Raw genomic sequence first — 25,215 nt, 5'->3', positions numbered from 1 at the left:
ATACTGGCGCACCCTGAGGCAGGCACTGTCGGGCTTGAAAGTAATAGGGGACTTAAGCGTATGGTCGGTCCGAACAAAATCCTGACGGTGTCTTATGGCACTTTCTCGTGCACGCTCGAAGGGTTCGACGAGCCGTTCGACACGATGAAGGCGATTGCCGAGTATTTCCGCGATCTGGCCGCCGAGGACCGGTATTTCGGGGCCGAGCCGCCGACGCCCGACGCCGAAATGCTGCACCGCATCGCCGAGCGCGAGATCAAGCGCCGCGTCGATGCCAAGATCGAGGACAACGGCGTCATACTGCGCCCGCAGATCGACTCCGACGCCGAGGGGGCGGCGCAGGCCGGGATCCCCGCTGAGAGACATGCCGATGTGCGCGGCGGTCGGTCCCACGCCCGCAACGCCGTGCGGGCTGGCGCCGACGCGGCCGTCGCAGCCGCCCCGGTCGTGCCTGCCGCCGCCCTCGCCGCCGCCCTCCCCGCCGACGACGCGGCAGACGATGGCGCGGCGCTGAGCGGTATCTCGGCCAAACTGCAACGCATCCGCGCCGCCGTCGCCCAGGTCCGCGCCTTCGAGACCAGCGACGACGACGAGCCCGTCGCGACGCTGATGCACGCGCCCGAAGAAACCCCCGAAGACACCATTGTCGAATCCGAACGCCTCGCCGCCGAGGAAGCCGCCCGGTTTGAAGCCGAGCGCGCCGCCGCCGAGGAGGCCGCCCGTGTTGAGGCTGAACGCCTCGCCGCCGAGGAGGCCGCCCGGGTTGAAGCCGAGCGCGCCGCCGCTGAGGAGGCCGCCCGGGTTGAAGCCGAGCGCGCCGCCGCTGAGGAAGCCACCCGGGTTGAGGCCGAACGCCTCGCCGCCGAGGAGGCCGCCCGTGTTGAGGCTGAACGCCTCGCCGCCGAGGAGGCCGCCCGGGCTGTGGCGCCGGCCACCTCGGACGATCTCGCGGACGAGGGCACCACCGAGGCGCAGCCCGAACCTTTCCGCGACGCCGACAGCGATCGGCTGGCCGCCGAACGGCGCCGCCTGGAAGAGTCGGTCCGCGCGGATATCGCCCGCCGCAATGCCGAGCGCGGCGCGCAGCCCGCCGCTGACGCTGAACAGCCGGCGGCCCCGCGTCGCCGCGTGGTGGTCGTCCGTCCCGGGCAGCCCGCGGCCCCGGCCCAGACGCTGGCCCAGACGCCTGCCCAGACCGCGGCCCAACCGCAAGCCCGCGAACAGGCCGCGCCTGGTGCCGCCGCTCCGGCGACCGAGGCGGCGCGCCAGGCGCCGGAACGCACCGACGGCCTGTCCGAAGCGGCGCTTCTGGCGGCGGTTGCGGCCGCGACCCCGGAAGCCGCCGCCGCCCTGGCCCCGACGTCGCCCACCCCGGCGACCGAAGCCGCCCCGCAGACCGATACGCAAGACACCGTGCGCGCCGCGCTGGCCGCCTTTGCCGATGCCGGTTCCGTCGAGGATACCGCCGCCGCAAGGTCCGGGGTGGCCGAGGATCTGGCCGACGAGGACGACGACTCGGCCGATCCGCGCGACCTGATCGCCGAGGACGAGATCGACGAGGCCGCGATCGAGCGCCGCGTCGTCGAGGCCCTGGGCGACACCGGCTTGGGCGCCGAGGACGAGGCCGGACTGGTCGCCGAACTGGCGGCGGTCGAACGCGACGCCGAGGCCCAGCGCCGGGCCGAGCGCCTGCGCCGCGCCGCGCTGAACAGCGAGGCGGATGCCTCGATGGATCGGCTCATCACCGAGGCCGATTCGCACCTGTCCGGGGCCGAGGCCCAGCGCCGGCAATCGACCATCTCGCACCTCAAGGCCGCGGTCGTGGCGACCCGTGCCGACGAAGAGGCCGGCGCCGCGCGCAATCCCGAGGACGAGGAACGCGCCGAGATCGCCCGCTATCGCCAGGATCTGGAACGCACCGTGCGCCGCCCGGCGGCCGAGGGCAGCGACGATGGCACGCCGCGGCGCCCCAGCCGGCCCCAGGCCCAACGCACCGAACGGCCGCGCAACGCCCAGCCGCCCCTGGTGCTGGTCAGCGAACAGCGCATCGACCGCCCCGCCCAAAGCGAGGCCGAGGCCGTCCGTCCGCGCCGGATCGCCACGGGTGCGCTGGCGATGGAGGAACTCTTCGACGAGGACACGCCCGCGCCCGCCGCCCCGCGCGGCAAGGCCTTCACCGATTTCGTGGGGCCGATGCACCTGACCACGCTGGCCGAACTGACCGAGGCCGCGGCTGCCTATGTCACGCATGTCGAGGGGCTGGAGGAATTCACGCGCCCGCAGGTCATGCGTCACGTCGTGGCGACCGGCCAGCCGATGACCCGCTCGCGCGAGAACCTGCTGCGCACCTTTGGCACGCTGATGCGGCAGGGCACGATGCAACGCTCGCGCCGGGGGCAATTCGAACTGTCGCGCGATTCGGAATTCGGCGAGCAGGCCCGCCGCTTTGCGCAGGGCTGACCCGCCGGACCCTGGACAGGGCCCCCGGAAACGACAAAAGGCACCGCGCAGGCGGTGCCTTTTTCGCTGACGGGCGGCGCGGCGCGGGCGGCGGGGTCTAGTCCCCGTTCCTGCCGGATTCGGCGGGGTCCGCCTGGCCGACGCCCTTGAACACCGCCTTCAGCGGGAACGCCCAAAGCACGCCCAGGCCCACGTAGATCGCCAGCTCGGCCAGGATCGGGGGCCGCCCGAACAGCCGTTGCGCCAACCCCATGAGGCTGACCGCGACAACGATATAGGCCGGCAGGGCGACCACCAGCACGAACAGGGACCAGCGGCGGCGCGCTTTGTAGGACAGGGCCATGGTTCAGTCCGCGAACGGGTCGGTGACAAGGATCGTGTCTTCGCGCTCGGGCGAGGTCGAGAGCAGCGCCACGGGGCACTGGATCAACTCCTCGATCCGGCGGACATACTTGATCGCCGCGCCTGGCAGGTCGGCCCAGCTGCGCGCACCCTCGGTCGATTGCGACCAGCCCTCGATCTCCTCGTAGATCGGGGTGCAGCGCGCCTGCTGGTCGGCGGCGGTGGGCAGATAGTCCAGCCGCTGCCCGTCCAGTGCATAGCCGACGCAGATCTTCAGCGTCTCGAACCCGTCGAGCACGTCGAGCTTGGTCAGCGCGATGCCGTTGATGCCGGAAATCGCGCAGGTCTGGCGAACCAGCGCGGCGTCGAACCAGCCGCAGCGGCGCTTGCGGCCGGTGACGGTGCCGAATTCATGCCCGCGGGTGCCCAGACGCTCGCCATCGGCGTCGAACAATTCGGTGGGGAAGGGGCCCTCGCCCACGCGGGTGGTATAGGCCTTGACGATGCCCAGCACGAAATCGATCGCGTTCGGTCCCATGCCCACGCCGGTCGCGGCCTGACCGGCGATCACGTTCGACGAGGTGACATAGGGGTAGGTGCCGAAGTCGATATCCAGAAGCGATCCCTGCGCGCCCTCGAACAGGATGCGTTTGCCGGCGCGGCGCATGTCGTTCATCACCTTCCAGACCGGGGCCGCATAGGGCAGGATCTGCGGCGCGATCGCGTTCAGCATCGCCACGGTGGCGTCACGGTCGATCGGCTCCAGCCCCAGACCGGCGCGCAGCGGGTTGTGATGCATCAGCGCGCGGTCCACGCGCAGTTCCAGCGTCGCCGGGTCGGCCAGATCCGCCACGCGGATCACCCGGCGGCCGACCTTGTCCTCATAGGCCGGGCCGATACCGCGCCCGGTGGTGCCGATCTTGGCCTTGCTGTCGGCGGCCGAGGCCTCGCGCGCGCGGTCCAACTCGCCGTGATAGGGCATGATCAGCGGCGTGTTCTCGGCGATCATCAGCGTTTCGGGACTGATCTCGACGCCCTGTTCACGGATCTTGGCGATCTCGGTCACCAGGTGCCAGGGGTCCAGAACCACGCCGTTGCCGATGACCGACAGTTTGCCGCCGCGCACCACGCCCGAGGGCAGCGCGTTGAGCTTGTAGACCTTGCCATCGATGACCAGCGTGTGGCCGGCGTTGTGCCCGCCCTGGAACCGCGCGATCACATCCGCGCGCTCACTGAGCCAATCGACGATCTTGCCTTTGCCCTCGTCGCCCCACTGGGCGCCCACGACAACAACATTGGCCATGACAGGAATCCTTCCCGGTTTGCTGAAGCCGAGCGTTCTATAGCGATGTGTGCGGTGCAGCGAAACAGTCTTTTCGCCCCACCGGGCCCGAGGCGGGCGCAAAGCCCGCTCTGGACAGGGGCGCCGGCAGTTGGCACGAAGGGAACGAACCGGACAAGGAGCCCCCGCATGGCCATTCTTTCCCGCTGGGCGATCGCCTTCGTGTTGCTGGCGCTGACCTGGAACCCGACGTCGTGGAACTACCTGCGCTGGGCCGAGCGGAACTGGCAGGCGCAGATGCCGCTGGCCGTTCTGGGCGGGTTGCTGCTGGCGGTCGGCTATATCGTCTACCTGCGCGCCACGCTGCGCTCGATCGGGCCGATCGGCATGGCGCTGGTGGCGGCGGTGTTCGCGGCGCTGATCTGGGTGCTGGTCGATTGGGGGGTGCTCAGGGCCGACAATCCCGTGATGAACCAGTGGCTGGGGATCGTCGCGGCCTCGCTGGTGCTGGGGATCGGGCTGAGCTGGTCGATCCTGAGACGGCGAATCAGCGGGCAGGCAGATGTGGATGACGTGGACGAGGTGTGACCCGCGATGCTCGGTTACCTGACCTTTGGCACCGACGATCCGGCGCGCGCGGCGCGGTTCTACGATCCGGTTCTGGGCGCGCTGGGCTATGCGCGGCTGGAAACCGACCCGAACGGCTGCGGCTATGGCCGGCCGGGCGCGGATCACTGCGATTTCTGGATCAACGCGCCGTATGACGGGCGGCCGGCCAGCGCGGGCAACGGCACGATGGCCTGTTTCGTCGCCCCCTCGCGCGCGGCGGTCGATGCGTTTCACGCCGCCGGGCTGGCCCATGGTGGCCGGGACGAGGGCGCGCCGGGCCTGCGCGCCTATGGTCCGCATTTCTACGCCGCCTATCTGCGCGACCCCGACGGCAACAAACTGTCGGCCGTTTGCGAGGCCGCGCCCTGACCAAAGCCGCGGCCAAAGGGCTTGCACCCTATTCCCGCTGGGCATAGATAGGCGCGAACCGTTGCAAAGGCCGCCCCATGCAGACTGTCGTCCTGATCATCCACCTTGTCCTGGCGCTGTCGCTGATGGGCGTCGTGTTGCTTCAGCGGTCGGAAGGCGGCGGTCTGGGGATCGGCGGGTCGATGGGCCCGCAGGCGGGTCGCCCGCCGATGACGGGGCTGGCCAAACTGACCTGGGCATTCGCCGCGGCCTTCATCTGCACCTCGCTGGCGCTGACGGTGATCGGGGCCTCGAATTCGGCGGAAACGTCGGTGCTTGAGCGACTGGGCGTGTCCGCCCCGGCAACCGCGCCGGCACCCGCCCCCGCGACGCCCGATGTGCAACTGCCCGATGTCCAGTTGCCCCCGGCCGGCGACAGCCCGGTCCTGCCCCCGCGCGGCAACTGAGCCATTACCTAGATTTTGGGCCGGACGGTCCGTTGACGCTGCATGTTGCGTCCGTCTTGCGGAGAGCCGGGACTTGGGGTATATCCCGACTCCCGTGATCCGTTTCTTTTTGCTGCGACGAACACGGGAGTTTCCAGCATGGCGCGCTATGTCTTCATCACCGGCGGCGTGGTGTCCAGCCTGGGCAAGGGGCTGGCCTCGGCCGCGCTGGGCGCGCTGTTGCAGGCCCGGGGCTTTACCGTCCGGTTGCGCAAGCTGGACCCCTATCTGAACGTCGATCCGGGCACCATGTCGCCTTTCGAACACGGCGAGGTGTTCGTCACGGACGATGGCGCCGAAACCGACCTGGACCTCGGCCATTACGAGCGATTCACCGGCGTGCCCGCGCGCAAGACGGATTCGATTTCCTCGGGGCGGATCTATTCCAACGTTCTCGAAAAGGAACGCCGCGGCGATTACCTGGGCAAGACGATCCAGGTGGTTCCCCACGTGACCAACGAGATCAAGGATTTCCTGCGCATCGGCGACGACGAGGTCGATTTCATGCTCTGCGAGATCGGCGGCACGGTGGGCGACATCGAAGGCCTGCCCTTCTTCGAGGCGATCCGCCAGTTCATCCACGAACGCCCGCGCGGCCAGTCGATCCTGATGCACCTGACGTTGCTGCCCTATCTGGCGGCCTCGGGCGAGTTGAAGACCAAGCCGACGCAGCATTCGGTCAAGGAACTGCAATCCATCGGCCTGGCCCCCGATGTGCTGGTCTGCCGGTCCGAACACCCGATCCCCGAAAAGGAACGCGCCAAGATCGCGCTGTTTTGCAACGTCCGCCCTGAGGCCGTGATCCCCGCCTACGACCTGAAAACCATCTACGAGGCGCCGCTGGCCTATCACCGCGAAGGGCTGGATCAGGCGGTGCTGGACGCCTTTGGCATCACCCCCGCGCCGCGCCCCAACCTGGCCCGGTGGGAGGACGTCATGGACCGCTTGACCCACGCCGAGGGGCAGGTGCGCATCGCGGTGGTCGGGAAATACACGCAGCTCGAAGACGCCTACAAATCCATCGCCGAGGCCCTGACCCACGGCGGCATGGCCAACCGGGTCAAGGTCAAGGCCGAGTGGATCGATGCCGAGCTCTTTGAAAAGGGCGACCCCACGGCGGTGCTGGAAGGGTTCCACGCGGTTCTTGTGCCCGGGGGCTTCGGCGAGCGCGGCACCGAGGGAAAGATCCGTGCCGCGCAATGGGCGCGTGAGAAGAAGATCCCCTACCTGGGCATTTGCCTGGGGATGCAGATGGCGGTGATCGAGGCCGCGCGCAACCTCGCCGGCATCGAGAACGCGGGATCCGAGGAATTCGACCACGAACGCGGCGCCAGACGGTTCGAACCGGTGGTCTATCACCTCAAGGAATGGGTGCAGGGCAACCATGTCGTCGAACGCAAGGTCGGCGACGACAAGGGCGGCACGATGCGGCTGGGCGCCTATGACGCGGCGCTGGACAGCGAATCGCTGGTCGCCCAGGTCTATGGCAGCACCCGGATCGAGGAACGCCACCGCCACCGCTACGAAGTGGACATCCGCTACCGCGACAAGCTGGAAGCCTGCGGGCTGCATTTTTCCGGCATGTCGCCCGACGGCCGTCTGCCCGAGATTGTCGAGCATCGCGGCCACCCGTGGTTCATCGGCGTCCAGTTCCACCCCGAGTTGAAGTCGAAACCCTTCAAACCGCACCCCCTGTTCGCCGATTTCGTGCGCGCCGCGGTCGAGGTCTCGCGCCTGGTCTGACCCGGTTACGGCGCGCCGCAAAGCGCGTCGCGCAGCGCCGTCTCGTGGCCCAGGCCCAGGATCCAGCCCTCGTCTGCCGGCCCCGGGGGCGGGGCGAGGAGCGGCGCGAGCGTGGGCAGCGCGGCCAGCGCGCGCGCCATCACGCGGACCTGCACCTGATCCTTGACGGTCCCGGGGCCCAGCCGGGCCGCCACCTCGGCCCCCAGGATCGAGGGAAACACCTCGGCCAGGATCACGGGGCGGGTCGGCGGATCGAAGGGCCAGACGGCGATCTGACCGGGAAAGGCGCCGCGCAGGTGCTCCAGCGCGGCGATGCCGGTCAGGGTCTGCGAGCCGACCGCCCCCGCGCCGCCCAGCTTCCACACCGATTGCGCGCCGCGCGCCTGCCGGTCGCAGGTGCGCAGGTCGTCGAACCCGTGGTCGCGGCGCGCGCGGCCCTTGCGCGGCAGATGCGCGATGTCGCGCCGGGTCGGGTTGAACCAGAACGGGCCGATCCCCGGCATGCGCGCATTGATCGCCGCCGCCACCTCGAACCGGTTCGAGCGGTTGTCCGCGCTGTCGCTCAGATGCCGCGCCAGCCACGCCCAGACCGCCATCGCCCGCGGCTGGCCGGTCAGGGCCTGGGCAAAACCCCGCGGATAGCCAAAGGCGAAATCGGCACCGATCAGCAGGGTCTGCCCGGCGGCCAGGGTCTGGGCAATCAGCGCGCGCAGCCGTTCCAGCGCCAGGGCCCGGGTCGCAAGATTCCAGCATTGACCATCGTCCAGCCCCAGCCAGATCGAATCGGCGCCCAACCGGGGCCGGTTGGCGGCGGACCAGTCGAGAATGGCGATCCGGTCCGGTGTCATGCCCGGGCCTCGGCCTGCGCCAGGTCCTGGGGGGTGTTGACGTTGAAGAACGGGTCCGGCGGCTGATCCCAGCAGACCACGCCCGCGCCCTGTTCGGCGGCCCAGCGGCCAACCTTGCGTTCCCCGCGCGACAACGCCGCGCGCAGCGCCTCGCGCAGGCGGACGGGCCAAAGCGCGACCGTCGGGTGACGCCGCATCCGCCCCTCGGTGTCGGGGCTGGCGGCCATGGCGAACCCGGCCGCGCCGAGCCGAACCGCCAGATCGGCCGGCGGAAACGGGGTGTCGGCCGCCAGACTCAGCACCGCCGTCGCGCCCTGCGCGGCGGCCCAGTCCATGCCCGCCAGAACGCCGGCAAGCGGCCCCGGAAAGCCCGGCACGCCGTCGGCCAGGACGGGCAGGCCGAACGCGGCAAAGCGCGCCGGGTCGCCGTTCGCGCTGATCGCCAGAAGCGGAACCTGCGGCGCCAGCCGCGCCAGCGCGTGCGCCAGCATCGGCCGCCCCGCAAGCGGCATCAGGGCCTTGTCGGTGCCCCCCATCCGCGTGCCCAGCCCGCCCGCCAGAACGATCCCTGCGATCATCGTCTTTCCCCTGCGTCGCGGGCAGGCTATCAGGGCAGCGAACCGGAACAAAGGGGGGCGCATGGGCGCGCTGGGGTATGTCATGGCCGGGGCGCGCGGCGCGGGCGACAGGCTGCTGGCCGACGTCGCCGCGACGCTGGCCGCCGAAGGCTGGCCTCTGGCGGGCGTGGTGCAGGTGAACACCGACCGCCCCGGCTCGCGGCGGTGCGACATGGACCTGCGCGTTCTGGGCCGTCCCGAGGTGATCCGCATCAGCCAGTCTCTGGGCGAGGCCAGCCAGGGTTGCCGGCTGGACCCCGAGGGGCTGGAAACCGCCGTCGCGCTTGTCCAGCGCACGATGACGCCTCTGCCGCGCCTGCTGATCGTGAACAAGTTCGGCAAGGCCGAGATCGAGGGTCGCGGCTTTCGCGCGTTGATCGGCGACGCGCTCTCGCAGGGCGTGCCCGTCGTCCTGGGCCTGAAACCGGACAATCTGCCCGGGTTTCAGGCCTTTGCGCAGGGATTCGGCCAACCCCTGCCCGAGAACGCCGCGGCGGTTGTCGCCTGGTGCCGGTCGCAGGCGACGGAAATCTGAAACGCCCCCTTGATCTTCCAGTGACTGGAAGCCTCATATGAGAGAGGACCGGATACAGGAGGTCCCGATGACCGATACCCAAACCCTGCGCGTTGACGGCATGACCTGCGCAGCCTGCACCGCCCGGATCGAGCGGATGCTGGGCCGCGAAGAGGGCGTCACCGGGGTGCGCGCCAATCTGATGACCGGCACCGTCGCCGTGGACGGCGCCGCCGAACCCGCCCGCCTGGCCGAACGGCTGACGGCCGCGGGCTTCACCGCCGCCGAGGATGTGACGCGGCTGGCGATCGGCGGGATGACCTGCGCCTCGTGCGTGGCGCGGGTGGAACGGGTGCTGGAAAAGGTGCCCGGTGTGACCGCGGCCAGCGTGAATCTGGCGGGCGAAAGCGCGACGATCCACCATCTTGCACTCAACGGTCTGTCCGAACGCCTGGCACAGGCCGTGCGCGCCGCCGGATACGAGGCCCGGGTGGCGACGGAAACCAGCCGCGCCGATGTCGTCCGCCAAAAGGCCCGGGATCAGGCCCGTCTGGCCCGCGCCGTGCTTCTGGCTGCCGTGCTGACCGTGCCCGTCTTCGTGCTGGAGATGGGCGGCCACCTGGTTCCAGGCTTTCACCATTGGCTTTATGCGCAGGTCAGCCAGAAAACGCTGTGGATCGCGCAATTCCTGCTGACCTCGGCGGTGCTGTTCGGCCCGGGGCTCAGGTTCTTTCGCGCGGGGGTGCCGGCTCTCCTGCACGGCGCGCCCGACATGAACAGCCTGGTCGTGCTGGGATCGACCGCGGCGTGGGGCTATTCCACGGTCGCCACGTTTGCACCCGGTCTGCTGCCCGAAGGGTCCCGCGCGGTCTATTTCGAGGCCGCGGCGATGATCGTCACGCTGATCCTGCTGGGGCGCTGGCTGGAAGCGCGCGCCAAGGGGCGCACCGGGGCCGCGATCACGCGGTTGGTCGGCCTGCAACCGCAGACCGCGCGCCGCGACCGGGCCGGCCTGCTCGAGGAGGTCGCGATCGCCGAGATCGCCGTCGGCGATCTCTTGCACCTGGCGCCGGGGGAACGGGTGGCGGTGGACGGCACGGTCGCCAGCGGGCACTCGTGGCTGGATGAGAGCATGATCTCGGGCGAGCCGGTGCCGGTGGAAAAGGCCGAGGGCGCGGCGCTGACCGGCGGCACGGTGAACGGCACGGGCGCGCTGACCTACCGCGCCACGGCGGTGGGCGGGGACACCGTCCTGGCCCGCATCATCCGCATGGTCGAGGAAGCCCAGGGCGCCAAGCTGCCGATCCAGGCGGCGGTGGACAAGGTGACGCGGGTGTTCGTGCCGGTGGTGATGGCGGCGGCGGCGCTGACCTTTGTCGCGTGGATGGTCTGGGGCCCGGGCCTGTCCCATGCGCTGGTCGCGGGGGTCGCGGTGCTCATCATCGCGTGCCCTTGCGCGATGGGGCTGGCGACGCCGACCTCGATCATGGTGGGCACCGGGCGCGGGGCCGAGATGGGCGTGCTGTTCCGGCGCGGCGACGCGCTGCAAACCATGCAGGCGGTGCGGGTCGTGGCCTTTGACAAGACCGGCACCCTGACCGAGGGCCGCCCCGAGCTGGTCGCGATCCATCCCGACGACAGCCTGCTGGCGCTGGCCGCGGCCGCGGAATCGGGGTCCGAACATCCGATCGCCCACGCCATCGTGCGCGCGGCCCGGGACCGCGGCCTGACCCTGCCCGTGGCCCGCGATGTCACCGCGCTGACCGGCTTTGGCCTGTCCGCAACGGTCAACGGCGCGCGCGTGCTGATCGGGGCCGAGCGTCTGATGACGCGCGAGGGGATCGCGCTGGGCGATCTGCCCGCGCGCGCCGCAGCGCACGCCAGCCGGGGCGAGACCCCGCTCTATGTCGCGGTCGAGGGCCAGCCGCCCGCGCTGATCGTTGTCGCGGACCGGGTGAAACCCTCGGCCCGCGCGGCCATCGACGCCCTGCATGACATGGGCGTCCAGACGGCGATGATCACCGGCGACACGCGCGCCACGGCGCAGGCCATCGCCGCCGACCTGGGCATCGACCATGTGGTGGCCGAGGTCCTGCCCGACGGCAAGGTCGCCGCCATCGAGGCCTTGCGCGCCGGCGGCCGGACGGTGGCCTTTACCGGCGACGGCATCAACGACGCGCCGGCGCTGGCGGCGGCCGACGTGGGGCTGGCCATCGGCACGGGCACCGATGTCGCGGTCGAGGCCGCCGAGGTGGTGCTCATGTCTGGCGACCTGCGCGCCGTGGTCAACGCGATCCACCTCAGCCGGCAGGTGATCCGCAACATCCGCCAGAACCTGTTCTGGGCCTTTGCCTATAACGCGGCGCTGATCCCGGTGGCGGCGGGCGTGCTGTATCCGGTCTATGGCCTCAGCCTGTCGCCGGTCCTGGGGGCGGGGGCCATGGCGCTGTCGTCGATCTTCGTGCTGACCAATGCGCTCAGGCTCAGGCGCTTGCGCCCGGCGATGGAGGGCACCGCATGAGCATCTCCGACGCCGCCCGGGCCTCAGGGCTGCCGGCCAAGACGATCCGCTACTACGAGGCGATCGGCTTGATCCGCCCCGCGCGCAACGCCAACGGCTACCGCAGCTTTTCGGACGCCGATATTCATCGCCTGGCGTTTCTGAACCGCGCGCGCGGCCTGGGTTTCTCGATCGAGGATTGCCGCGCCCTGCTGGGTCTTTACGACGATCAGGACCGCGCCAGCGAGGACGTCAGGCGCCTCGCCTCGGCGCATCTGGCGCGGATCGACGCGCGCATCGCCGAACTGCGGGCGCTGCGCGCCACCGTGGCCGGCCTGGTCCACGCCTGTGCCGGCGATGGCCGGCCGGATTGCCCGATCCTCGACGATCTGGCCGACGGCCCGATCCGCGCCCGCCGCATGCCTCCCCCGACCTGAGAAAACCCCATGACCATCGAGATCCTTGGCCTGAAAACCTGCGATACCTGCCGAACGGCGCGCAAGGCGCTGCCCGAGGCCGCCTTTCGCGACATCCGCGACAGCCCCCTTGCCCCCGACGAGATCGCGGGACTGCTGGCGCGGTTCGGCACGGCGCTGGTGAACCGCTCTTCGACCACCTGGCGCGCCCTGTCCGAGGCCGAGCGCGCCGTCGATCCGGCCACGCTGCTGGCGCGGCATCCCGCGCTGATGAAGCGTCCGGTGATTCGTCACGGTGATTCGCTGCTGCTGGGCTGGACGCCCGCCACCCGCGCGGCGCTTGGCCTGGCATGAGGCGATTCGTCGTCGTCTCGGGGGCTTCAGGCGGCGGAAAATCGACCCTGATCGCGGCGCTGGCGGCCCAGGGGATCGCCACCGTCCCCGAACCGGGCCGCCGGATCGTCGCCGCCGCGCTGGCCGGGGACGGGCGCGGGCTGCCCTGGGCCGAGCCCGCGCTCTTTGCCCGCCGCGCGGTCGCGCTGGCGCTTCAGGACTGGCAGGCAGCCTGCGCCTTGAGCGGGCCGGTGGTCTTCGATCGCGGCCTTCTGGATGCCGTCGCGGCGTTCGAACACGCGACCGGCGCCTTGCCGCCCCAGGCCGAGGGGCTGGGCGCCCGCTACCATCGGCAGGTCTGGCTGGCGCCGCCTTGGCCGGCACTCTACCGGCAGGATGCCGAACGCCGGCAAGGTCCCGCGCAGGCGCTGGCCGAATACCACCGCCTGCGCGCGTTCTTGCCGCGATTCGGATATGAAATCAAAGATTTGCCCAGGGTGCCGGTCCTCACGCGCGCGGCGATCCTGCGCGCCGCGCTGGCATGAGAAAACCCGCCGAGCGCCCCGGCGGGTTTCGGTTCCGCCCGGCGTGGCCCGGTCAGAGCAGCTTGAGGTCGCTCGCCGACGCGCGGCCGTCACGTCCGGACTGCATTTCGAAGGAAATCTTCTGGTTGTCCTGAAGACCCTTCAATCCGGCGCGTTCCACGGCTGAAATATGCACAAAGACATCCTTGCCGCCGCCGTCCGGCGCGATGAAACCATAGCCCTTCGTCGCGTTGAACCATTTTACGGTGCCAGTGGCCATTTCCGTATTCCATCCTCTTTCAGTTTCCCCACGACGAGATTGTCGGGAGCCGTGCAGCCAGGCCTTCGGATCGTGCGGGCTGCCTGAGCAAGGCGGGCGGACGCAGGAAGTCTGTTGTCACGGCGGCAGGATGACACGAATCGTCAACAAATCAAGGGTGCTCTTGGGGGCGGGACGGCTTCGCGCTTGACTTCGCCGGGCCAAAGTCCCATCTGCCGTGGTTCCCGCGTGGCGCCTTCGGGACGGGCCGCGCCCAGGCTCAAGCGTCGCCCCCGTGCCGGCGCCCGAAAGGACCACGATGACCGATTTCTCGATGCTGGGGCTGAACCCGGCGCTGCTGGCCGCGCTGACCCGCGCCGGGCTGGAAACTCCGACGCCGATCCAGGCGCGCGCGATTCCGCCGCTGATGGACGGGCGCGACCTAATGGGGCTGGCGCAGACCGGCACCGGCAAGACCCTGGCCTTTGGCCTGCCGATGCTGCACCGGCTGGCCGGGCAGGGCAAACCCGCCGCCAAATCCGCGCGGGCGCTGATCCTGGCCCCGACGCGCGAACTGGTCCAGCAAATCGCCGAGGCGCTGTCGTCCCTCGGACAGGGCAGCCAGACCTCGATCGTCACGGTGGTCGGCGGGGCGTCGATCAACCGGCAGACCGACCGGCTGGTGCGCGGCTGCGACGTGCTGGTGGCGACGCCCGGCCGGCTGATCGACCTGCTCGATCGCGGCGCCGTGTCGCTGGCGCGCGTGCAGATGCTGGTTCTGGACGAGGCCGACCAGATGCTCGACCTCGGCTTCATCCATGCCCTGCGCAAGATCGCCCGCCACCTGCCGGCCGAGCGCCAGACGATGCTGTTCAGCGCCACCATGCCCAAGGACATGTCCGAGGTCGCCGACACCTATCTGAACCGTCCCGTGCGCGTGCAGGTCGCCCCCCCCGGAAAGACCGCCGAAAAGATCGACCAGGCCGTGCATTTCGTCGCCCAGGGGGACAAGGCGACGCTGCTGGCCGAGTATCTGCGCAAGCACCCCGGCGAGCTGGCGCTGGTCTTCGGCCGCACCAAGCACGGGTCGGAAAAGCTGTCGCGGCTGCTGGACAGCTGGGGTTTCTCGGTCGGATCGATCCACGGCAACAAAAGCCAGAGCCAGCGCGAACGCACGCTCGCGGCCTTCCGCGCCGGCGAGATCCAGGTGCTGGTGGCGACCGATGTCGCGGCGCGGGGGCTCGATATTCCACTGGTCGCGCATGTCTACAATTTCGACCTGCCGAACGTGCCGGAAAACTACGTGCACCGTATCGGCCGCACCGCGCGCGCCGGACGCGAGGGGCGCGCGGTGGCCCTCTGCGCCCCGGCCGAAATGGCCGACCTGCGCGCGATCGAGGCCCTCACCCGGCAACCGATCGAGGTGATCGGAGGCACCGCCTGGCCCGAGACCATGGCCGCCGAGGCCCGCACAAAGGCGCGCGCGGCAGCGAACCAGGGCCGGGGCGGCCGGCCAGGCGGCGGGCGCCCGGGCCAGCCGGCGGGCCAGAAGCCCGGCGCCAAGCCCAACCCGAGAACCGGCCAGAAGCCGGCGCCGCGAACGGGCGCGAAATCCGGCGCGGCGCCGGCGACCGACGGCGCGGCGAAACCCGCCAAACCCCGCCAAAACCGGGTGCACCCCGCCTATGCCGAGGCCATGGCCGCCGGGAAACCGCGCCGCCCGCGCCGCCCGCGTCCCGATCGCTCGCAGGGCTGATCCGCCCCATCATCTTGTCGGAAATACGCACGGGGTTTCCAAAGGGGGGCGTGCCCCCCTTTGGGCGGGGTGCAGGGGGCGGCCCCCCCGGTTCATTCCGCCGCCCGGGAATAGTCGGTCAGGGGCGGACAGACGCAAAACAGGTTGCGGTCTCCCCAGACGTTGTCCACTCGACCCACGGGCGGCCAGTATTTGTCCACCCGGAACGATCCCGGCGGAAAGCAGCCCTGCTCGCGCGAATAGGCGCGGTCCCAGTCCGCGACCAGGTCCTCGACCGTGTGCGGCGCGTGGCGCAGCGGGCTGTCCTCGGCGCGGATCTCGCCCGTTTCCACGGCGTCGATTTCCGCGCGGATCGCCAGCAGCGCGGTGACGAACCGGTCGATCTCGGCCTTGGTTTCGCTTTCCGTGGGCTCCACCATCAACGTGCCGGCCACCGGCCAGCTCATGGTCGGCGCGTGAAAGCCGTTGTCGATCAATCGCTTGGCGATGTCCTCGACGGTGACGCCAGCCTCGGCGAACGGCCGGGTGTCCAGAATGCATTCATGCGCGACGCGGCCCTTGTTGCCCATGAACAGCACCTTGTAGGCGCCGCGAAGCCGCGCCGCGATATAGTTCGCGTTCAAGATCGCCACGCGCGTCGCCTGGGTCAGGCCGGGCCCGCCCATCATCAGCACATAGGCCCACGAGATCAGCAGGATCGAGGCCGAGCCATAGGGCGCGGCGCTGACCGGCCCCTCGGTGCCGCCGGTCTCGGGGTGACCGGGCAGGTGGGGGGCCAGATGCGCCTTGACACCGATCGGCCCCATGCCCGGCCCGCCGCCGCCATGCGGGATGGCAAAGGTCTTGTGCAGGTTCAGGTGGCTCACGTCGCCGCCGATCTCGCCGGGTTTCACCAGGCCCACCATGGCGTTCATGTTCGCGCCGTCGATATAGACCTGGCCGCCCTGGTCATGGGTGATGCGGCAGACCTCGCGCACGGTTTCCTCGAACACGCCATGGGTCGAGGGATAGGTGATCATGCACGCCGCCAGCCGGTCGCCCGCCGCGGTGGCCTTGTCGCGGAAATCCTCGACATCGATGTCGCCGTTGGGCGCGGACTGGACGACCACCACCTCCATCCCCGCCATCTGCGCCGACGCCGGGTTGGTGCCGTGCGCGGACATCGGGATCAGGCAGACCTTGCGCTGGGCGTCGCCCCGCGCGCGGTGATAGGCGAGGATCGTCATCAGCCCCGCGTATTCCCCCTGCGCGCCCGAGTTGGGCTGCATGGACATCGCGTCATAGCCGGTGATCTCGCACAGTTTCGCGCTCAGGTCGGCGATCACCTCGGCATAGCCCTGCGCCTGGTCGGGCGGGCAGAACGGGTGCAGGCTGCTGAACTCGGGCCAGGTGATGGGCATCATTTCGGCGGCGGCGTTCAGCTTCATGGTGCACGACCCCAGCGGGATCATCGCCCGATCCAGCGCCAGGTCGCGGTCGCTGAGCCGGCGCATGTAGCGCATCATCTCGGATTCGGCGCGGTTCATGTGGAAGATCGGATGCGTCAGATAGGCGCTTTCGCGTGCCATCGCCTGCGGAAAGCCCAGTTGCGCGCGGTGCGGGGGAACGCCGTCGATGCCAAAGGCCCGCAGCACGCTGACCAGCACCGTCTCGTCCGTGGTCTCGTCCAGCGCGATGCCGACCCGGTCGCGACCAATCTTGCGAAAGTTCAGCCCCTCGTGCCGGGCCGCGGCAAGGATGCCGGCCTGCCCGACGCCGACCTCGACGGTGATCGTGTCGAAAAACGCCGCGGGTTCGACCCTGGCACCCGCCGCCTTCAACGCGCGGGCCAGCCGTTCGGTCATGAAATGCACCCGTTCGGCGATCGCGCGCAGACCGGCGGGGCCGTGGAACACCGCATACATCGACGCCATCACCGCCAGCAGCGCCTGCGCCGTGCAGACATTCGAGGTGGCCTTTTCGCGGCGGATATGCTGCTCGCGGGTTTGCAGCGCCAGGCGATACGCCTTGTTGCCGCGCGAATCGACCGACACACCGACCAGCCGCCCCGGCATCTGGCGCTTGTGCGCGTCGGCGCAGGACAGGAAGGCCGCGTGCGGGCCGCCATAGCCCATCGGCACGCCGAACCGCTGCGCCGAACCGACGGCGATGTCGGCGCCCATCGCACCGGGTTCCTTCACCATGCACAGCGCCAGCAGATCGGTCGCCACCACCGCCACCGCCCGGGCGGCGTGCAGCGCGGCGATCGCGTCGGTGAAGTCGCGCACATGCCCATAGGTGCCGGGATACTGGAAGATCGCGCCAAAGACGGCCGAGGGGTCCAGGTCCTCGGGTTGGGCGACGATCACGGCGATGCCCAGTGGCGCGGCACGGGTTTGGATCACGGCGATGGTCTGCGGGTGGCAGTTCGCATCGACGAAAAAGCCCGTGGCCCTGGATTTCGCGACACGGTGCGCCATCACCATAGCCTCGGCCGCGGCGGTCGCCTCGTCCAGCAGCGAGGCATTCGCCACCGGCAACCCGGTCAGATCCGCGACCATGGTCTGGAAATTCAGCAAGGCCTCGAGCCGCCCTTGCGCGATCTCGGGCTGATAGGGGGTGTAGGCGGTATACCAGGCGGGGTTTTCCAGGATGTTGCGCTGGATCGCCGGCGGCGTGATCGTGCCGTAATATCCCTGCCCGATGAGCGAGGTCATCACGGTGTTCTTTTCCGCCACCGCGCGCATCCGCGCCAGCAGGCCGCCCTCGGACAACGGCGCCCAGGGCAGCGGTTGTTCCTGACGGATCGACGGCGGCACGGTCTCGTCGATCAGCGCCTCGAGGGACGGGCACCCGACCGCCTCCAGCATATCGGCCATCTCGGCGGGCGAGGGGCCGATGTGGCGGCGGTTGGCGAAATCGTAGGGGTTATAGTCGGTGGGCGTGTAGGGCATGGGGCACTCTCGCGGGGGGCGGTGACGGGGCCGTCAGAGTCAACGGCCCGGCCAGGCGATTGCGGCGCGGGCGCTCAGCCGCCCGGACCGGGCGGACCTCAGGCGATGAAGTCCTTGTAGGCGTCCTCGGACATGTAGGCATCCAGCGCGGACAGGTCGTCGATCTTCATCTTGAAGAACCAGGCCGCGCCCAGCGGGTCCTCGTTCACCAGCGCAGGATTGTCTGACAATGCGTCGTTCACGGCGACGATCTCACCATCCAGCGGGGCCAGGATGTCGCTGGCCGCTTTCACGGATTCGATCACGCAGACCTCGTCGCCCTTGGAAACCTGCGATTCCAGCTCGGGCAGTTCCACAAAGACAACATCGCCCAGTTGTTCGGCGGCGTGCTCGGTGATGCCGACAACGACCAGATCGCCATCGACGCGCAGCCATTCGTGTTCTTCGGTGAATTTCATGTCAGGGCCTCATTTGCGGAAGTTGGAAGGACGGAAGGGCAGGGCGGTGACGCGCGCGGGCAGGCGTTTGCCGCGCACCTCGCCAAAGACCGGGGTGCCGGGGGCGGCCAGTTCGGCGGGCAGATAGCCCATTGCGACGGGCGCTTGCAGCGAGGGACCGAAGCCGCCCGAGGTCACGATTCCCACCGGATCGGCGGCGTCGGCGGTGGCGAACAGCGGCGTGCCCTCGCGCATCGGCGCGCGCCCCTCGGGCAGCAGGCCCACGCGCAGGCGGCCCGTCCCCTGGGCCAGGTCGCGCTGGATGCGCGCGGCGCCGGGAAAGCCACCCTCGATGCGGCGGCGCTTCTGGATCGCCCAGCCCAGCGCCGCCTCGATGGGCGAGGTGGTGGTGTCGATGTCGTGGCCATAGAGGCACAGCCCGGCCTCGAGCCGGAGCGAATCGCGCGCGCCCAGTCCGATCGGCGCGACCTCGGGCATGGCCAGCAGCGCGCGGCACAGGGCCTCGGCCTGCGCGTCAGGCACGGAAATCTCGAACCCGTCCTCGCCGGTATAGCCCGAGCGCGAGATCCACAGCGCGACCCCGTCCCAATCCAGCACGCCAACATCCATGAACCGCATCGCGGCGACGCCCGGCACCAGGCGGGCCAGCGCCTGTTCGGCCTCGGGGCCTTGCAGGGCGATCAGGGCGCGGTCGGTGATCGGCTCGACCCCCGGCAGATGCGCGCGCAGATGGGCGATATCGGCGTCCTTGCAGGCGGCGTTGACCACCAGGAACAGGTGATCGCCCCGATTCGCGATCATCAGGTCATCGAGAATGCCGCCCGCCTCGTTGGTGAACAGGGCATAGCGTTGCCGCCAGGGCGCCAGGCCCTGCACGTCCACCGGCACCAGCGCCTCGAGCGCCTGCGCCGGGGCACGCAGGATCACCTGCCCCATGTGCGAGACATCGAACAGCCCGGCGCGGGCGCGGGTGTGATTGTGTTCGCCCATCACGCCCATCGGGTATTGCACCGGCATTTCGTAGCCGGCAAAGGGCACCATCTTTGCCCCCAGCGCGATATGCAGATCATAGAGCGGGGTGCGCCGCAGCTCGGTCATGCCGTCCCTCATTCGTTGGCCGGATGACCCGGCACCAATCCCGGCGCGATCCTCGCGCCCTTGGTGCCCCCTCTGTCCCTGCCCGGTGAAACCGGACGCCTGAGATCGTTATCCCTTCGGCGGGCGCGGCTGCGCCACTCTCCAGAGCTGTCGTTGTGAATACGGTCCCTTGCGCCTGAGAGATTACCGGGGCGGTTGCTCCTTCGGCACCGGCGGGGGTGGAGCCCGCCGGATTCTCCCGTCTTCACGACGCTTTCGATAGCAACTGCGACATGGGGCTGGCAAGGGGTTTGTATGCCGGTGCACACGGGGCCTCTTGCAACCCGCCCGGTGCCCGGGCATCCCTGTACGGACAGCAAACCGAGGCCGCGCATGTCCGACCCTTTCTTCTTTGGCTATGGCTCGTTGGTGAACCGGGCGACGCATATCTACACCCCGGCGCACCGGGCCCGACTGTCGGGCTGGCGGCGGGCGTGGAAGCACACGCAAGGCCGCCAGACGCCCTTTCTGACCGGGGTGCGCGATGCGGGCAGCGCGATCGACGGGCTTGTGGCGCTGGTGCCCGGCGCGGATTGGGCTGCCCTCGATCAGCGCGAGGAGGGCTACGGGCGCCACCCGATCGACCAGGGCCTGACGGTCGAGGGCGCGATGCCGGTCGCCGCCCAGGTCTATGCCGTGGCCCCCGAAACGATGGTCGTCCAGGCCGATCCGGCGCCGATCCTGATGAGCTATCTCGACGTCGTGGTGCAGGGCTACCTGCGCGAGTTCGGCGAACGGGGCGCGCGCGATTTCTTCGCCACCACCGACGGTTGGGACACCCCGGTCCTGAACGACCGCGCCGCGCCGCGCTATCCCCGCGCGCAGGTGCTGACGGGGGCGGAAACCGCGTTGGTCGATGCGCTGCTGGCTTCGGTCGGCGGGCGGGTGATCTGACCCGAACTCGCGGCATCAGGGCATGAAAAAACCGGGCGCGAGCGCCCGGTTTCGGGATCGTGGGCCAGGAACCCTCAGTTGATCGACAGCGCGACAAAGCGCGGGTCGCCGTTCGAGCGCACCATCAGCAGAAGCGTGCGGCGACCGGCCTCGTGCGCGGCATCGAGCTGCGCTTGCAGATCGGCGGCCGAGGTGACGGGTTGCTGCCCGGCTTCGGTGATCAGGTCGCCGGCGCGCAGGCCCTTGGTTTCCGCGTCCGAGCCGGGCTCGACGCTGCGGATCACCAGGCCGTTCACCCCGGCGTCCAGGCCCATGTCATTGCGCATCTGGTCGGTGAGCGGCATCACCTCGAGGCCCAGAACAGTGGTCGGCGCCTGCGGTTGACCGGGCGCCACACTGCCCGAGGCGGGCATCAGGCGTTCCTCGTCGCGCTGGCCCAGCGTCACATGCAGCGTCTGCTCCTGGCCATCGCGGAACACCACGACCTCGACCGCGCGGCCGATGCCGGCGTCGGCGACGCGGCGCACCAGGTCGCGGGTGTCGGCCACGTCGCGGCCGTCAAAGCGGGTGATGACGTCGCCGGTTTCGACCCCGCCGGCGCGCGACGGGCCGTCCATGACCTCGGTCACCAGGGCGCCGTGCGGGCTGGGCAGGCCCAGCGAATCCGCGATGTCGGCGCTGACGTCCTGGATGCGCACGCCCAGCCAGCCGCGGCGGGTTTCGCCGAACTGCTGAAGCTGGTCCACGACGCGCTGCACCACATGCGAGGACATCGCGAAACCGATGCCGATCGACCCGCCGTTGGGCGACAGGATCGCGGTGTTCACGCCGATCACCTGGCCGCTCATGTTGAACAGCGGTCCACCCGAGTTGCCCCGGTTGATGGCGGCGTCGGTCTGGATGAAGTCGTCGTAATTGCCTTGCAGAGCGCGGCCCCGGGCGGACACGATCCCGGCCGAAACCGAAAAGCCCTGTCCCAGCGGGTTGCCCACGGCCAGCACCCAGTCGCCGACGCGGGCGGCGTCGCTGTCGCCGAAGCTGACAAAGGGCAGGTCGTGTTGGGTGTCCACTTTCAGCAGCGCGATGTCGGTCGCGGTGTCGGTGCCGACCAGCGTGGCATCGGCGCGGGTGCCGTCGAAGAACTCGATCGAGATCTCGTCGGCATTCTCGATCACGTGATTGTTCGTGACGATATAGCCGTCAGCCGAGATGACAAAGCCCGACCCCAGCGCCTGGCTCTGACGCGGGCGCGGTTGCTGCTGCGGGCCGCCGTTCGGTCCATTGTGGTTGAAGAAGTCGTTGAAGAAGTCCTGGAACGGCGAGCCGTCCGGCAGTTGCGGAATGCCCTGGTCGAGGTTCGCGGTGACCGTCGTCGATGTCGTGATGTTGACGACAGCCGGGCTGACCTGATCGGCCAGATCGGCAAAGCTGACCGGACGGTCCTGCGCGTAGACGGGCAGGGCCAGGGCGGCCACGAGCAACACCACTCCCAGGAGGTTCAGCCAGCGCAAGACCGTCCATCCGGCGGTCGGTCGTGCGATGGCAAAGGCGCTGCTGGCGCCTGCCCGGTGATGCATCATGATGAATTCCCCTTGGTCTTTGTCCTGAACACCCGGGCGTCCCGGCCCGGGGGCGTGGCCGACTGTAGGGGCATCGCCGGCGAAGGCAAACACACAAACCCGTTTCCACGGCGGGCTTTCAAGCGAAGGTGAAAACCGGTGACGCTACCGCGAGGCGAAGGGCGGCCCTCAGCCGTGGATGCGTTCGAGCGCGCGCGCCAGATCCTCGCGCAGCGCGTCAAAGGGGCGGTCCACGGTGACCCCCGGCTTGCCGACCAGCACATAGTCCCAGCCGGCGCGCCCGCGCGTGCCCAGCATCGCCTGCGCCAGCGCCCGCAGGCGGCGCTTGGCGCGGTTGCGGGTGACGGCATTGCCGACCTTCTTGGAACAGGTAAAGCCCACGCGGATGCCCTGCGCGGCTTCGCCGCTGTCGCGCTGTCGCGCTTGCAGCAGAAAGCCCGCCACGGGGGCGCGGCGGGCACGCGCGGCGGCCAGGAATTCGCCGCGCTTTGTCAGGACCGTCAGGCATGACAAAACCGCCGGGTCCACCTGGGCCCCCGGTGTCGGGGTGATCAGGGGCACATCCGGCGGTGTCATCGTGGTGACGGGCTGCTGGCCTCAGGCCGGCAGGCTTACGCCGAAAGGCGCTTGCGGCCGCGGGCGCGGCGAGCGTTCAGAACCTTCTGGCCGCCTTTGGTCGCCATGCGGGCGCGGAAGCCGTGGCGCTTCTTGCGAACCAGGTTCGAGGGCTGATAGGTGCGTTTCATCGCTCCGGTCCTTTGTCTTGCACCCGAATACACTCGGGGATTCGGATGGGAATTCCTTCTGAAGGCCGGGCAATAGCCGGGCCTTGGGGCCAAGTCAATCGACCGGCGCCCGCGAAAGCGGAAAAAAGCGCCCGCCGCGTGACTGTTTCCCGCGCGCGGGGCCCGATGGCGCATCGCCCCGCCCCGAATGCACCGCGCAGGCCGGCGACGCTTGCGGTTTCGGACGGGGCCTGCCACCTAGTCTGTAACGATTGCCCGTCGGGTTCCGTCTTGCCCGGGGAACGGAAGAGGACCGACATGACCCTGCGCCGCTGGTTGCCGCTGATCGTCATCGCCCTGGGGGCGGCCCTGGGCTTCGTGTTGCTTCGCGACCGCGTCGGCTTTGACGTGCTGCGCGACAACCAGTTGGCGCTGCTGGCCTATCGGGCAGATCATCCCGTGCTGATGCCGGTGCTTTTCGTCGGAGCCTACGCCCTGTTCGTGGCCTTTTCGCTGCCCGGGGCCATCTGGTTCACGCTGGCCGGCGGCTTTCTGTTCGGGGTGATTCCCGGCGTGCTCTACAATGTCGGTGCGGCGACGATCGGGGCGCTGGCGCTGTTTCTGGCGGTGCGCACCGGCCTGGGCGAGGGGTTGCGGGCGCGCATCGACGCCTCGGACGGGGCCGTCCGGCGGCTGACGGACGGCCTGCGCGCCAACGAGGTGCCGGTGCTGTTGTCGATGCGGCTGATCCCGGTGGTGCCGTTCTTCATCGCCAACCTGATCCCCGCGTTCCTGGGGGTCGGCGCGGCGCGCTTTGCCTGGACGACCGCGCTGGGCATCGTGCCGGGGGGGCTGGTCTATACCTGGGTCGGCGCCGGGACGGGCGCGGTGTTCGCGCGGGGCGAGGCCCCCGACCTGGGCATCATCTTCGAGCCCTTCGTGCTGGGGCCGATCCTGGGGCTGGCGGCGTTGTCGCTGCTGCCCGTCTATCTGAAAAGCCGGAGGCGCTGATGCAACGGATCAAGACCGACCTTTGCGTGATCGGCGCTGGCTCGGGCGGGTTGTCGGTGGCGGCCGGCGCGGTCCAGATGGGCGCGCGCGTCGTCTTGATCGAGGGCGCCCTGATGGGCGGCGACTGCCTGAACCACGGCTGCGTGCCCTCGAAGGCGCTGCTGGCGGCGGGCAAGGCCGCGGCCGCGCACCGGCGCGGCTTTGCCGGCGTCGCGGCGGATGAGCCCGCGCTGGATTTCGCCGCCGCCGGGGACCATGTCGCGCGGGTGATCGCCGCCATCGCCCCCCACGATTCGCAAGAGAGGTTCGAAGGGCTGGGCGTCGAGGTGATCCGCGACTGGGCCGAATTCACCAGCCCGCGCGAGGTGCGGGCGGGCAAGACGCTGATCCGCGCCCGCCGCTTTGTCATCGCCACCGGCGCGCGGCCGCTGATCCCGCCGATCCCGGGGCTGGACGCGGTGCCCTGTCTGACGAACGAGACGCTCTTTTCCCTGCGCGAGCCTCCGGGCCATCTGCTGATTGTCGGGGGCGGGCCGATCGGGCTGGAAATGGCCCAGGCGCATCGGCGTCTGGGGTGCAAGGTCACGGTGATCGATGGCGCCGCCGCGCTGGGCCGCGAGGACCCCGAGGCCGCCGCACTGGTGCTGGCCCGCCTGCGCGCCGAGGGGGTCGAGATCGTCGAGCACGCGCCGATCGAGCGGATCGCCGGGCGCGCGGGCGCGATCGAGGTGCAGGTCGCCGGTGGCACGGTGATGATGGGCACGCATCTGTTGATGGCCGTCGGGCGCAAACCGTCGCTGGAGCGGCTGAATCTGGACGCGGCGGGCGTGCGGACGGACCGCGGCGCCGTGGCGGTGGACGACCGTCTGCGCAGTTCGAACCGGCGGGTCTACGCCATCGGTGACGCGGCCGGGCGCGGCCAGTTCACCCATGTCGCGGGGTATCAGGCCGGGGTGGTCCTCAGGTCGCTGTTGTTCGCGCTGCCCGCCCGGGCGCGCACCGACCACATCCCGCGCGTGACCTACACCGATCCCGAACTGGCCCAGATCGGCCTGACCGAGACCGAGGCCCACCGTGCCCATGGCGCCGAACTGACCGTCCTTCGGCAGGCGTTTGCGGACAATGACCGCGCCCGCGCCGAGGGGCACGACGAGGGGATGCTGAAGCTGATGGTGGTGCGTGGGCGCGCGGTCGGGGTGACCATCGCCGGACCCGGGGCCGGCGACTTGATCGCGCCCTGGGCGCTGGTTCTGGCCAACCGCTTGAAACTGGGCGCGATTGCCGCGGCCGTTTTGCCCTATCCCACGATGGGAGAACTTTCAAAACGCGCCGCAGGTGCCTATTTTACGCCCAGACTTTTTGATAATGCCTTGGTGAAGCGGGTGGTCAGACTGGTGCAGACTTTGGTGCCGTGATCGCC

25 protein-coding genes and 1 riboswitch are annotated in these 25,215 nt (G+C 69.8%); of the genes, 14 read left to right on the top strand and 11 right to left on the bottom strand.

Annotated features, from left to right (window positions below; all coding sequences use genetic code 11):
- The first annotated feature begins 60 nt into the window (after positions 1–60).
- On the top strand, positions 61–2,460 hold the full coding sequence (locus tag H6900_16320; protein MCC0074844.1) for a hypothetical protein: 2,400 nt from the start codon (positions 61–63) through the stop codon (positions 2,458–2,460).
- 97 nt (positions 2,461–2,557) lie between these two features.
- Here H6900_16320 and H6900_16315 read toward each other — a convergent pair whose 3' ends face one another.
- Together H6900_16315 and H6900_16310 are read right to left on the bottom strand one after the other, a co-directional pair.
- The gene (locus tag H6900_16315; GenBank protein ID MCC0074843.1) at positions 2,558–2,803 is read right to left on the bottom strand and encodes a DUF2842 domain-containing protein; all 246 of its coding nucleotides are present in this window, start codon (positions 2,801–2,803) and stop codon (positions 2,558–2,560) included.
- A 3-nt stretch (positions 2,804–2,806) separates the two neighbouring features.
- On the bottom strand, positions 2,807–4,105 hold the full coding sequence (locus H6900_16310) for an adenylosuccinate synthase (protein ID MCC0074842.1): 1,299 nt from the start codon (positions 4,103–4,105) through the stop codon (positions 2,807–2,809).
- 168 nt (positions 4,106–4,273) lie between these two features.
- On the opposite strand from H6900_16310, the gene H6900_16305 reads away from it, so the two are divergent.
- The 4 genes from H6900_16305 (at position 4,274) to H6900_16290 (ending at position 7,290) form a co-directional block, all read left to right on the top strand.
- Entirely contained in the window at positions 4,274–4,672 is a 399-nt protein-coding gene (locus tag H6900_16305) for a hypothetical protein (GenBank protein MCC0074841.1), read from the top strand.
- Between the two features lie 6 nt (positions 4,673–4,678).
- Positions 4,679–5,062 (top strand): VOC family protein, encoded by a 384-nt coding sequence (locus H6900_16300; protein MCC0074840.1) that lies wholly within the window; start codon positions 4,679–4,681, stop codon positions 5,060–5,062.
- 77 nt (positions 5,063–5,139) lie between these two features.
- A complete protein-coding gene (gene secG / locus H6900_16295) occupies positions 5,140–5,508 on the top strand; it encodes a preprotein translocase subunit SecG (protein ID MCC0074839.1) in 369 nt (122 codons plus the stop codon).
- 138 nt (positions 5,509–5,646) lie between these two features.
- Complete coding sequence (locus H6900_16290) at positions 5,647–7,290, top strand: CTP synthase (protein ID MCC0074838.1); 1,644 nt, start codon at positions 5,647–5,649, stop codon at positions 7,288–7,290.
- A gap of 5 nt (positions 7,291–7,295) precedes the next feature.
- Here H6900_16290 and H6900_16285 read toward each other — a convergent pair whose 3' ends face one another.
- Together H6900_16285 and mobA are read right to left on the bottom strand one after the other, a co-directional pair.
- Positions 7,296–8,138, bottom strand: a complete 843-nt coding sequence (locus H6900_16285; GenBank protein ID MCC0074837.1) for a molybdopterin guanine dinucleotide synthesis — start codon at positions 8,136–8,138, stop codon at positions 7,296–7,298.
- Positions 8,135–8,716 (bottom strand): molybdenum cofactor guanylyltransferase MobA, encoded by a 582-nt coding sequence (gene mobA / locus H6900_16280; protein ID MCC0074836.1) that lies wholly within the window; start codon positions 8,714–8,716, stop codon positions 8,135–8,137. Before mobA ends, H6900_16285 begins: the two co-directional genes overlap by 4 nt.
- Positions 8,717–8,777: 61 nt before the next feature.
- On the opposite strand from mobA, the gene H6900_16275 reads away from it, so the two are divergent.
- From H6900_16275 to H6900_16255, 5 genes are read left to right on the top strand one after another with little or no spacing between them, the layout of a single operon-like run.
- Positions 8,778–9,290, top strand: a complete 513-nt coding sequence (locus H6900_16275; GenBank protein MCC0074835.1) for a DUF2478 domain-containing protein — start codon at positions 8,778–8,780, stop codon at positions 9,288–9,290.
- Positions 9,291–9,327: 37 nt separating this feature from the next.
- On the top strand, positions 9,328–11,790 hold the full coding sequence (locus H6900_16270; protein ID MCC0074834.1) for a copper-translocating P-type ATPase: 2,463 nt from the start codon (positions 9,328–9,330) through the stop codon (positions 11,788–11,790).
- Positions 11,787–12,206 carry a MerR family DNA-binding protein gene (locus H6900_16265; GenBank protein ID MCC0074833.1) on the top strand — a complete coding sequence of 140 codons (420 nt, stop codon included), beginning with the start codon at positions 11,787–11,789 and terminating at the stop codon, positions 12,204–12,206. The genes H6900_16270 and H6900_16265 overlap by 4 nt, the downstream gene beginning before the upstream one ends.
- Positions 12,207–12,221: 15 nt before the next feature.
- Entirely contained in the window at positions 12,222–12,539 is a 318-nt protein-coding gene (locus tag H6900_16260) for an arsenate reductase (GenBank protein MCC0074832.1), read from the top strand.
- Entirely contained in the window at positions 12,536–13,063 is a 528-nt protein-coding gene (locus H6900_16255; GenBank protein ID MCC0074831.1) for an AAA family ATPase, read from the top strand. Before H6900_16260 ends, H6900_16255 begins: the two co-directional genes overlap by 4 nt.
- 52 nt (positions 13,064–13,115) lie before the next feature.
- On the opposite strand, the gene H6900_16250 is transcribed toward H6900_16255, so the two are convergent.
- Positions 13,116–13,322, bottom strand: a complete 207-nt coding sequence (locus H6900_16250; protein MCC0074830.1) for a cold-shock protein — start codon at positions 13,320–13,322, stop codon at positions 13,116–13,118.
- A 298-nt stretch (positions 13,323–13,620) separates the two neighbouring features.
- Here H6900_16250 and H6900_16245 point away from each other — a divergent pair, with 298 nt between their 5' ends.
- Positions 13,621–15,057: a DEAD/DEAH box helicase gene (locus H6900_16245; protein ID MCC0074829.1), complete on the top strand. Its 1,437-nt coding sequence runs from the start codon at positions 13,621–13,623 to the stop codon at positions 15,055–15,057.
- 92 nt (positions 15,058–15,149) lie between these two features.
- Here the strand turns inward: H6900_16245 and gcvP are convergent, their stop codons facing one another.
- The 3 genes from gcvP to gcvT all read right to left on the bottom strand — a co-directional run bounded on the left by gcvP (position 15,150) and on the right by gcvT (position 19,546).
- On the bottom strand, positions 15,150–17,990 hold the full coding sequence (gene gcvP / locus H6900_16240; GenBank protein MCC0074828.1) for an aminomethyl-transferring glycine dehydrogenase: 2,841 nt from the start codon (positions 17,988–17,990) through the stop codon (positions 15,150–15,152).
- Between the two features lie 98 nt (positions 17,991–18,088).
- Entirely contained in the window at positions 18,089–18,448 is a 360-nt protein-coding gene (gene gcvH, locus H6900_16235; protein ID MCC0074827.1) for a glycine cleavage system protein GcvH, read from the bottom strand.
- Between the two features lie 9 nt (positions 18,449–18,457).
- Complete coding sequence (gcvT, locus tag H6900_16230; GenBank protein ID MCC0074826.1) at positions 18,458–19,546, bottom strand: glycine cleavage system aminomethyltransferase GcvT; 1,089 nt, start codon at positions 19,544–19,546, stop codon at positions 18,458–18,460.
- A gap of 152 nt (positions 19,547–19,698) precedes the next feature.
- Positions 19,699–19,797, bottom strand: a riboswitch (glycine riboswitch).
- Between the two features lie 121 nt (positions 19,798–19,918).
- Here gcvT and H6900_16225 point away from each other — a divergent pair.
- Complete coding sequence (locus tag H6900_16225) at positions 19,919–20,479, top strand: gamma-glutamylcyclotransferase (GenBank protein ID MCC0074825.1); 561 nt, start codon at positions 19,919–19,921, stop codon at positions 20,477–20,479.
- Between the two features lie 74 nt (positions 20,480–20,553).
- Here H6900_16225 and H6900_16220 read toward each other — a convergent pair whose 3' ends face one another.
- From H6900_16220 to rpmH, 3 genes are all read right to left on the bottom strand, one after another.
- A complete protein-coding gene (locus H6900_16220; GenBank protein ID MCC0074824.1) occupies positions 20,554–22,056 on the bottom strand; it encodes a Do family serine endopeptidase in 1,503 nt (500 codons plus the stop codon).
- A gap of 171 nt (positions 22,057–22,227) precedes the next feature.
- Positions 22,228–22,635 (bottom strand): ribonuclease P protein component, encoded by a 408-nt coding sequence (rnpA, locus tag H6900_16215; protein MCC0074823.1) that lies wholly within the window; start codon positions 22,633–22,635, stop codon positions 22,228–22,230.
- 35 nt (positions 22,636–22,670) lie between these two features.
- Positions 22,671–22,805 carry a 50S ribosomal protein L34 gene (rpmH, locus tag H6900_16210; GenBank protein MCC0074822.1) on the bottom strand — a complete coding sequence of 45 codons (135 nt, stop codon included), beginning with the start codon at positions 22,803–22,805 and terminating at the stop codon, positions 22,671–22,673.
- 297 nt (positions 22,806–23,102) lie between these two features.
- On the opposite strand from rpmH, the gene H6900_16205 reads away from it, so the two are divergent.
- Both H6900_16205 and H6900_16200 read left to right on the top strand, forming a co-directional pair.
- Positions 23,103–23,795, top strand: coding sequence for a TVP38/TMEM64 family protein (locus H6900_16205; GenBank protein ID MCC0074821.1), 693 nt, complete (start codon positions 23,103–23,105; stop codon positions 23,793–23,795).
- Entirely contained in the window at positions 23,795–25,210 is a 1,416-nt protein-coding gene (locus tag H6900_16200) for an FAD-dependent oxidoreductase (protein MCC0074820.1), read from the top strand. Before H6900_16205 ends, H6900_16200 begins: the two co-directional genes overlap by 1 nt.
- The last annotated feature ends 5 nt before the right edge of the window (positions 25,211–25,215 follow it).

The sequence above is a fragment of the Rhodobacter sp. genome, from assembly GCA_020637515.1.
GTDB lineage: Bacteria > Pseudomonadota > Alphaproteobacteria > Rhodobacterales > Rhodobacteraceae > Pararhodobacter.
This window is presented reverse-complemented; position numbering and strand designations above follow the sequence as displayed.

Excerpts from the sequence above, each read along its gene's own strand:
- H6900_16305 (MCC0074841.1), top strand. The coding sequence starts at position 4,274 with ATGGCCATTCTTTCCCGCTGGGCGATCGCCTTCGTGTTGCTGGCGCTG.
- H6900_16315 (MCC0074843.1), bottom strand. The coding sequence starts at position 2,803 with ATGGCCCTGTCCTACAAAGCGCGCCGCCGCTGGTCCCTGTTCGTGCTG.
- H6900_16200 (MCC0074820.1), top strand. The coding sequence starts at position 23,795 with ATGCAACGGATCAAGACCGACCTTTGCGTGATCGGCGCTGGCTCGGGC.
- secG (MCC0074839.1), top strand. The coding sequence starts at position 5,140 with ATGCAGACTGTCGTCCTGATCATCCACCTTGTCCTGGCGCTGTCGCTG.
- H6900_16225 (MCC0074825.1), top strand. The coding sequence starts at position 19,919 with ATGTCCGACCCTTTCTTCTTTGGCTATGGCTCGTTGGTGAACCGGGCG.
- H6900_16250 (MCC0074830.1), bottom strand. The coding sequence starts at position 13,322 with ATGGCCACTGGCACCGTAAAATGGTTCAACGCGACGAAGGGCTATGGT.
- rnpA (MCC0074823.1), bottom strand. The coding sequence starts at position 22,635 with ATGACACCGCCGGATGTGCCCCTGATCACCCCGACACCGGGGGCCCAG.
- H6900_16265 (MCC0074833.1), top strand. The coding sequence starts at position 11,787 with ATGAGCATCTCCGACGCCGCCCGGGCCTCAGGGCTGCCGGCCAAGACG.
- H6900_16320 (MCC0074844.1), top strand. The coding sequence starts at position 61 with ATGGTCGGTCCGAACAAAATCCTGACGGTGTCTTATGGCACTTTCTCG.
- H6900_16245 (MCC0074829.1), top strand. The coding sequence starts at position 13,621 with ATGACCGATTTCTCGATGCTGGGGCTGAACCCGGCGCTGCTGGCCGCG.
- H6900_16290 (MCC0074838.1), top strand. The coding sequence starts at position 5,647 with ATGGCGCGCTATGTCTTCATCACCGGCGGCGTGGTGTCCAGCCTGGGC.
- gcvH (MCC0074827.1), bottom strand. The coding sequence starts at position 18,448 with ATGAAATTCACCGAAGAACACGAATGGCTGCGCGTCGATGGCGATCTG.
- H6900_16205 (MCC0074821.1), top strand. The coding sequence starts at position 23,103 with ATGACCCTGCGCCGCTGGTTGCCGCTGATCGTCATCGCCCTGGGGGCG.
- H6900_16300 (MCC0074840.1), top strand. The coding sequence starts at position 4,679 with ATGCTCGGTTACCTGACCTTTGGCACCGACGATCCGGCGCGCGCGGCG.
- rpmH (MCC0074822.1), bottom strand. The coding sequence starts at position 22,805 with ATGAAACGCACCTATCAGCCCTCGAACCTGGTTCGCAAGAAGCGCCAC.
- mobA (MCC0074836.1), bottom strand. The coding sequence starts at position 8,716 with ATGATCGCAGGGATCGTTCTGGCGGGCGGGCTGGGCACGCGGATGGGG.
- H6900_16255 (MCC0074831.1), top strand. The coding sequence starts at position 12,536 with ATGAGGCGATTCGTCGTCGTCTCGGGGGCTTCAGGCGGCGGAAAATCG.
- H6900_16285 (MCC0074837.1), bottom strand. The coding sequence starts at position 8,138 with ATGACACCGGACCGGATCGCCATTCTCGACTGGTCCGCCGCCAACCGG.
- gcvP (MCC0074828.1), bottom strand. The coding sequence starts at position 17,990 with ATGCCCTACACGCCCACCGACTATAACCCCTACGATTTCGCCAACCGC.
- H6900_16220 (MCC0074824.1), bottom strand. The coding sequence starts at position 22,056 with ATGCATCACCGGGCAGGCGCCAGCAGCGCCTTTGCCATCGCACGACCG.
- H6900_16270 (MCC0074834.1), top strand. The coding sequence starts at position 9,328 with ATGAGAGAGGACCGGATACAGGAGGTCCCGATGACCGATACCCAAACC.
- gcvT (MCC0074826.1), bottom strand. The coding sequence starts at position 19,546 with ATGACCGAGCTGCGGCGCACCCCGCTCTATGATCTGCATATCGCGCTG.
- H6900_16310 (MCC0074842.1), bottom strand. The coding sequence starts at position 4,105 with ATGGCCAATGTTGTTGTCGTGGGCGCCCAGTGGGGCGACGAGGGCAAA.
- H6900_16275 (MCC0074835.1), top strand. The coding sequence starts at position 8,778 with ATGGGCGCGCTGGGGTATGTCATGGCCGGGGCGCGCGGCGCGGGCGAC.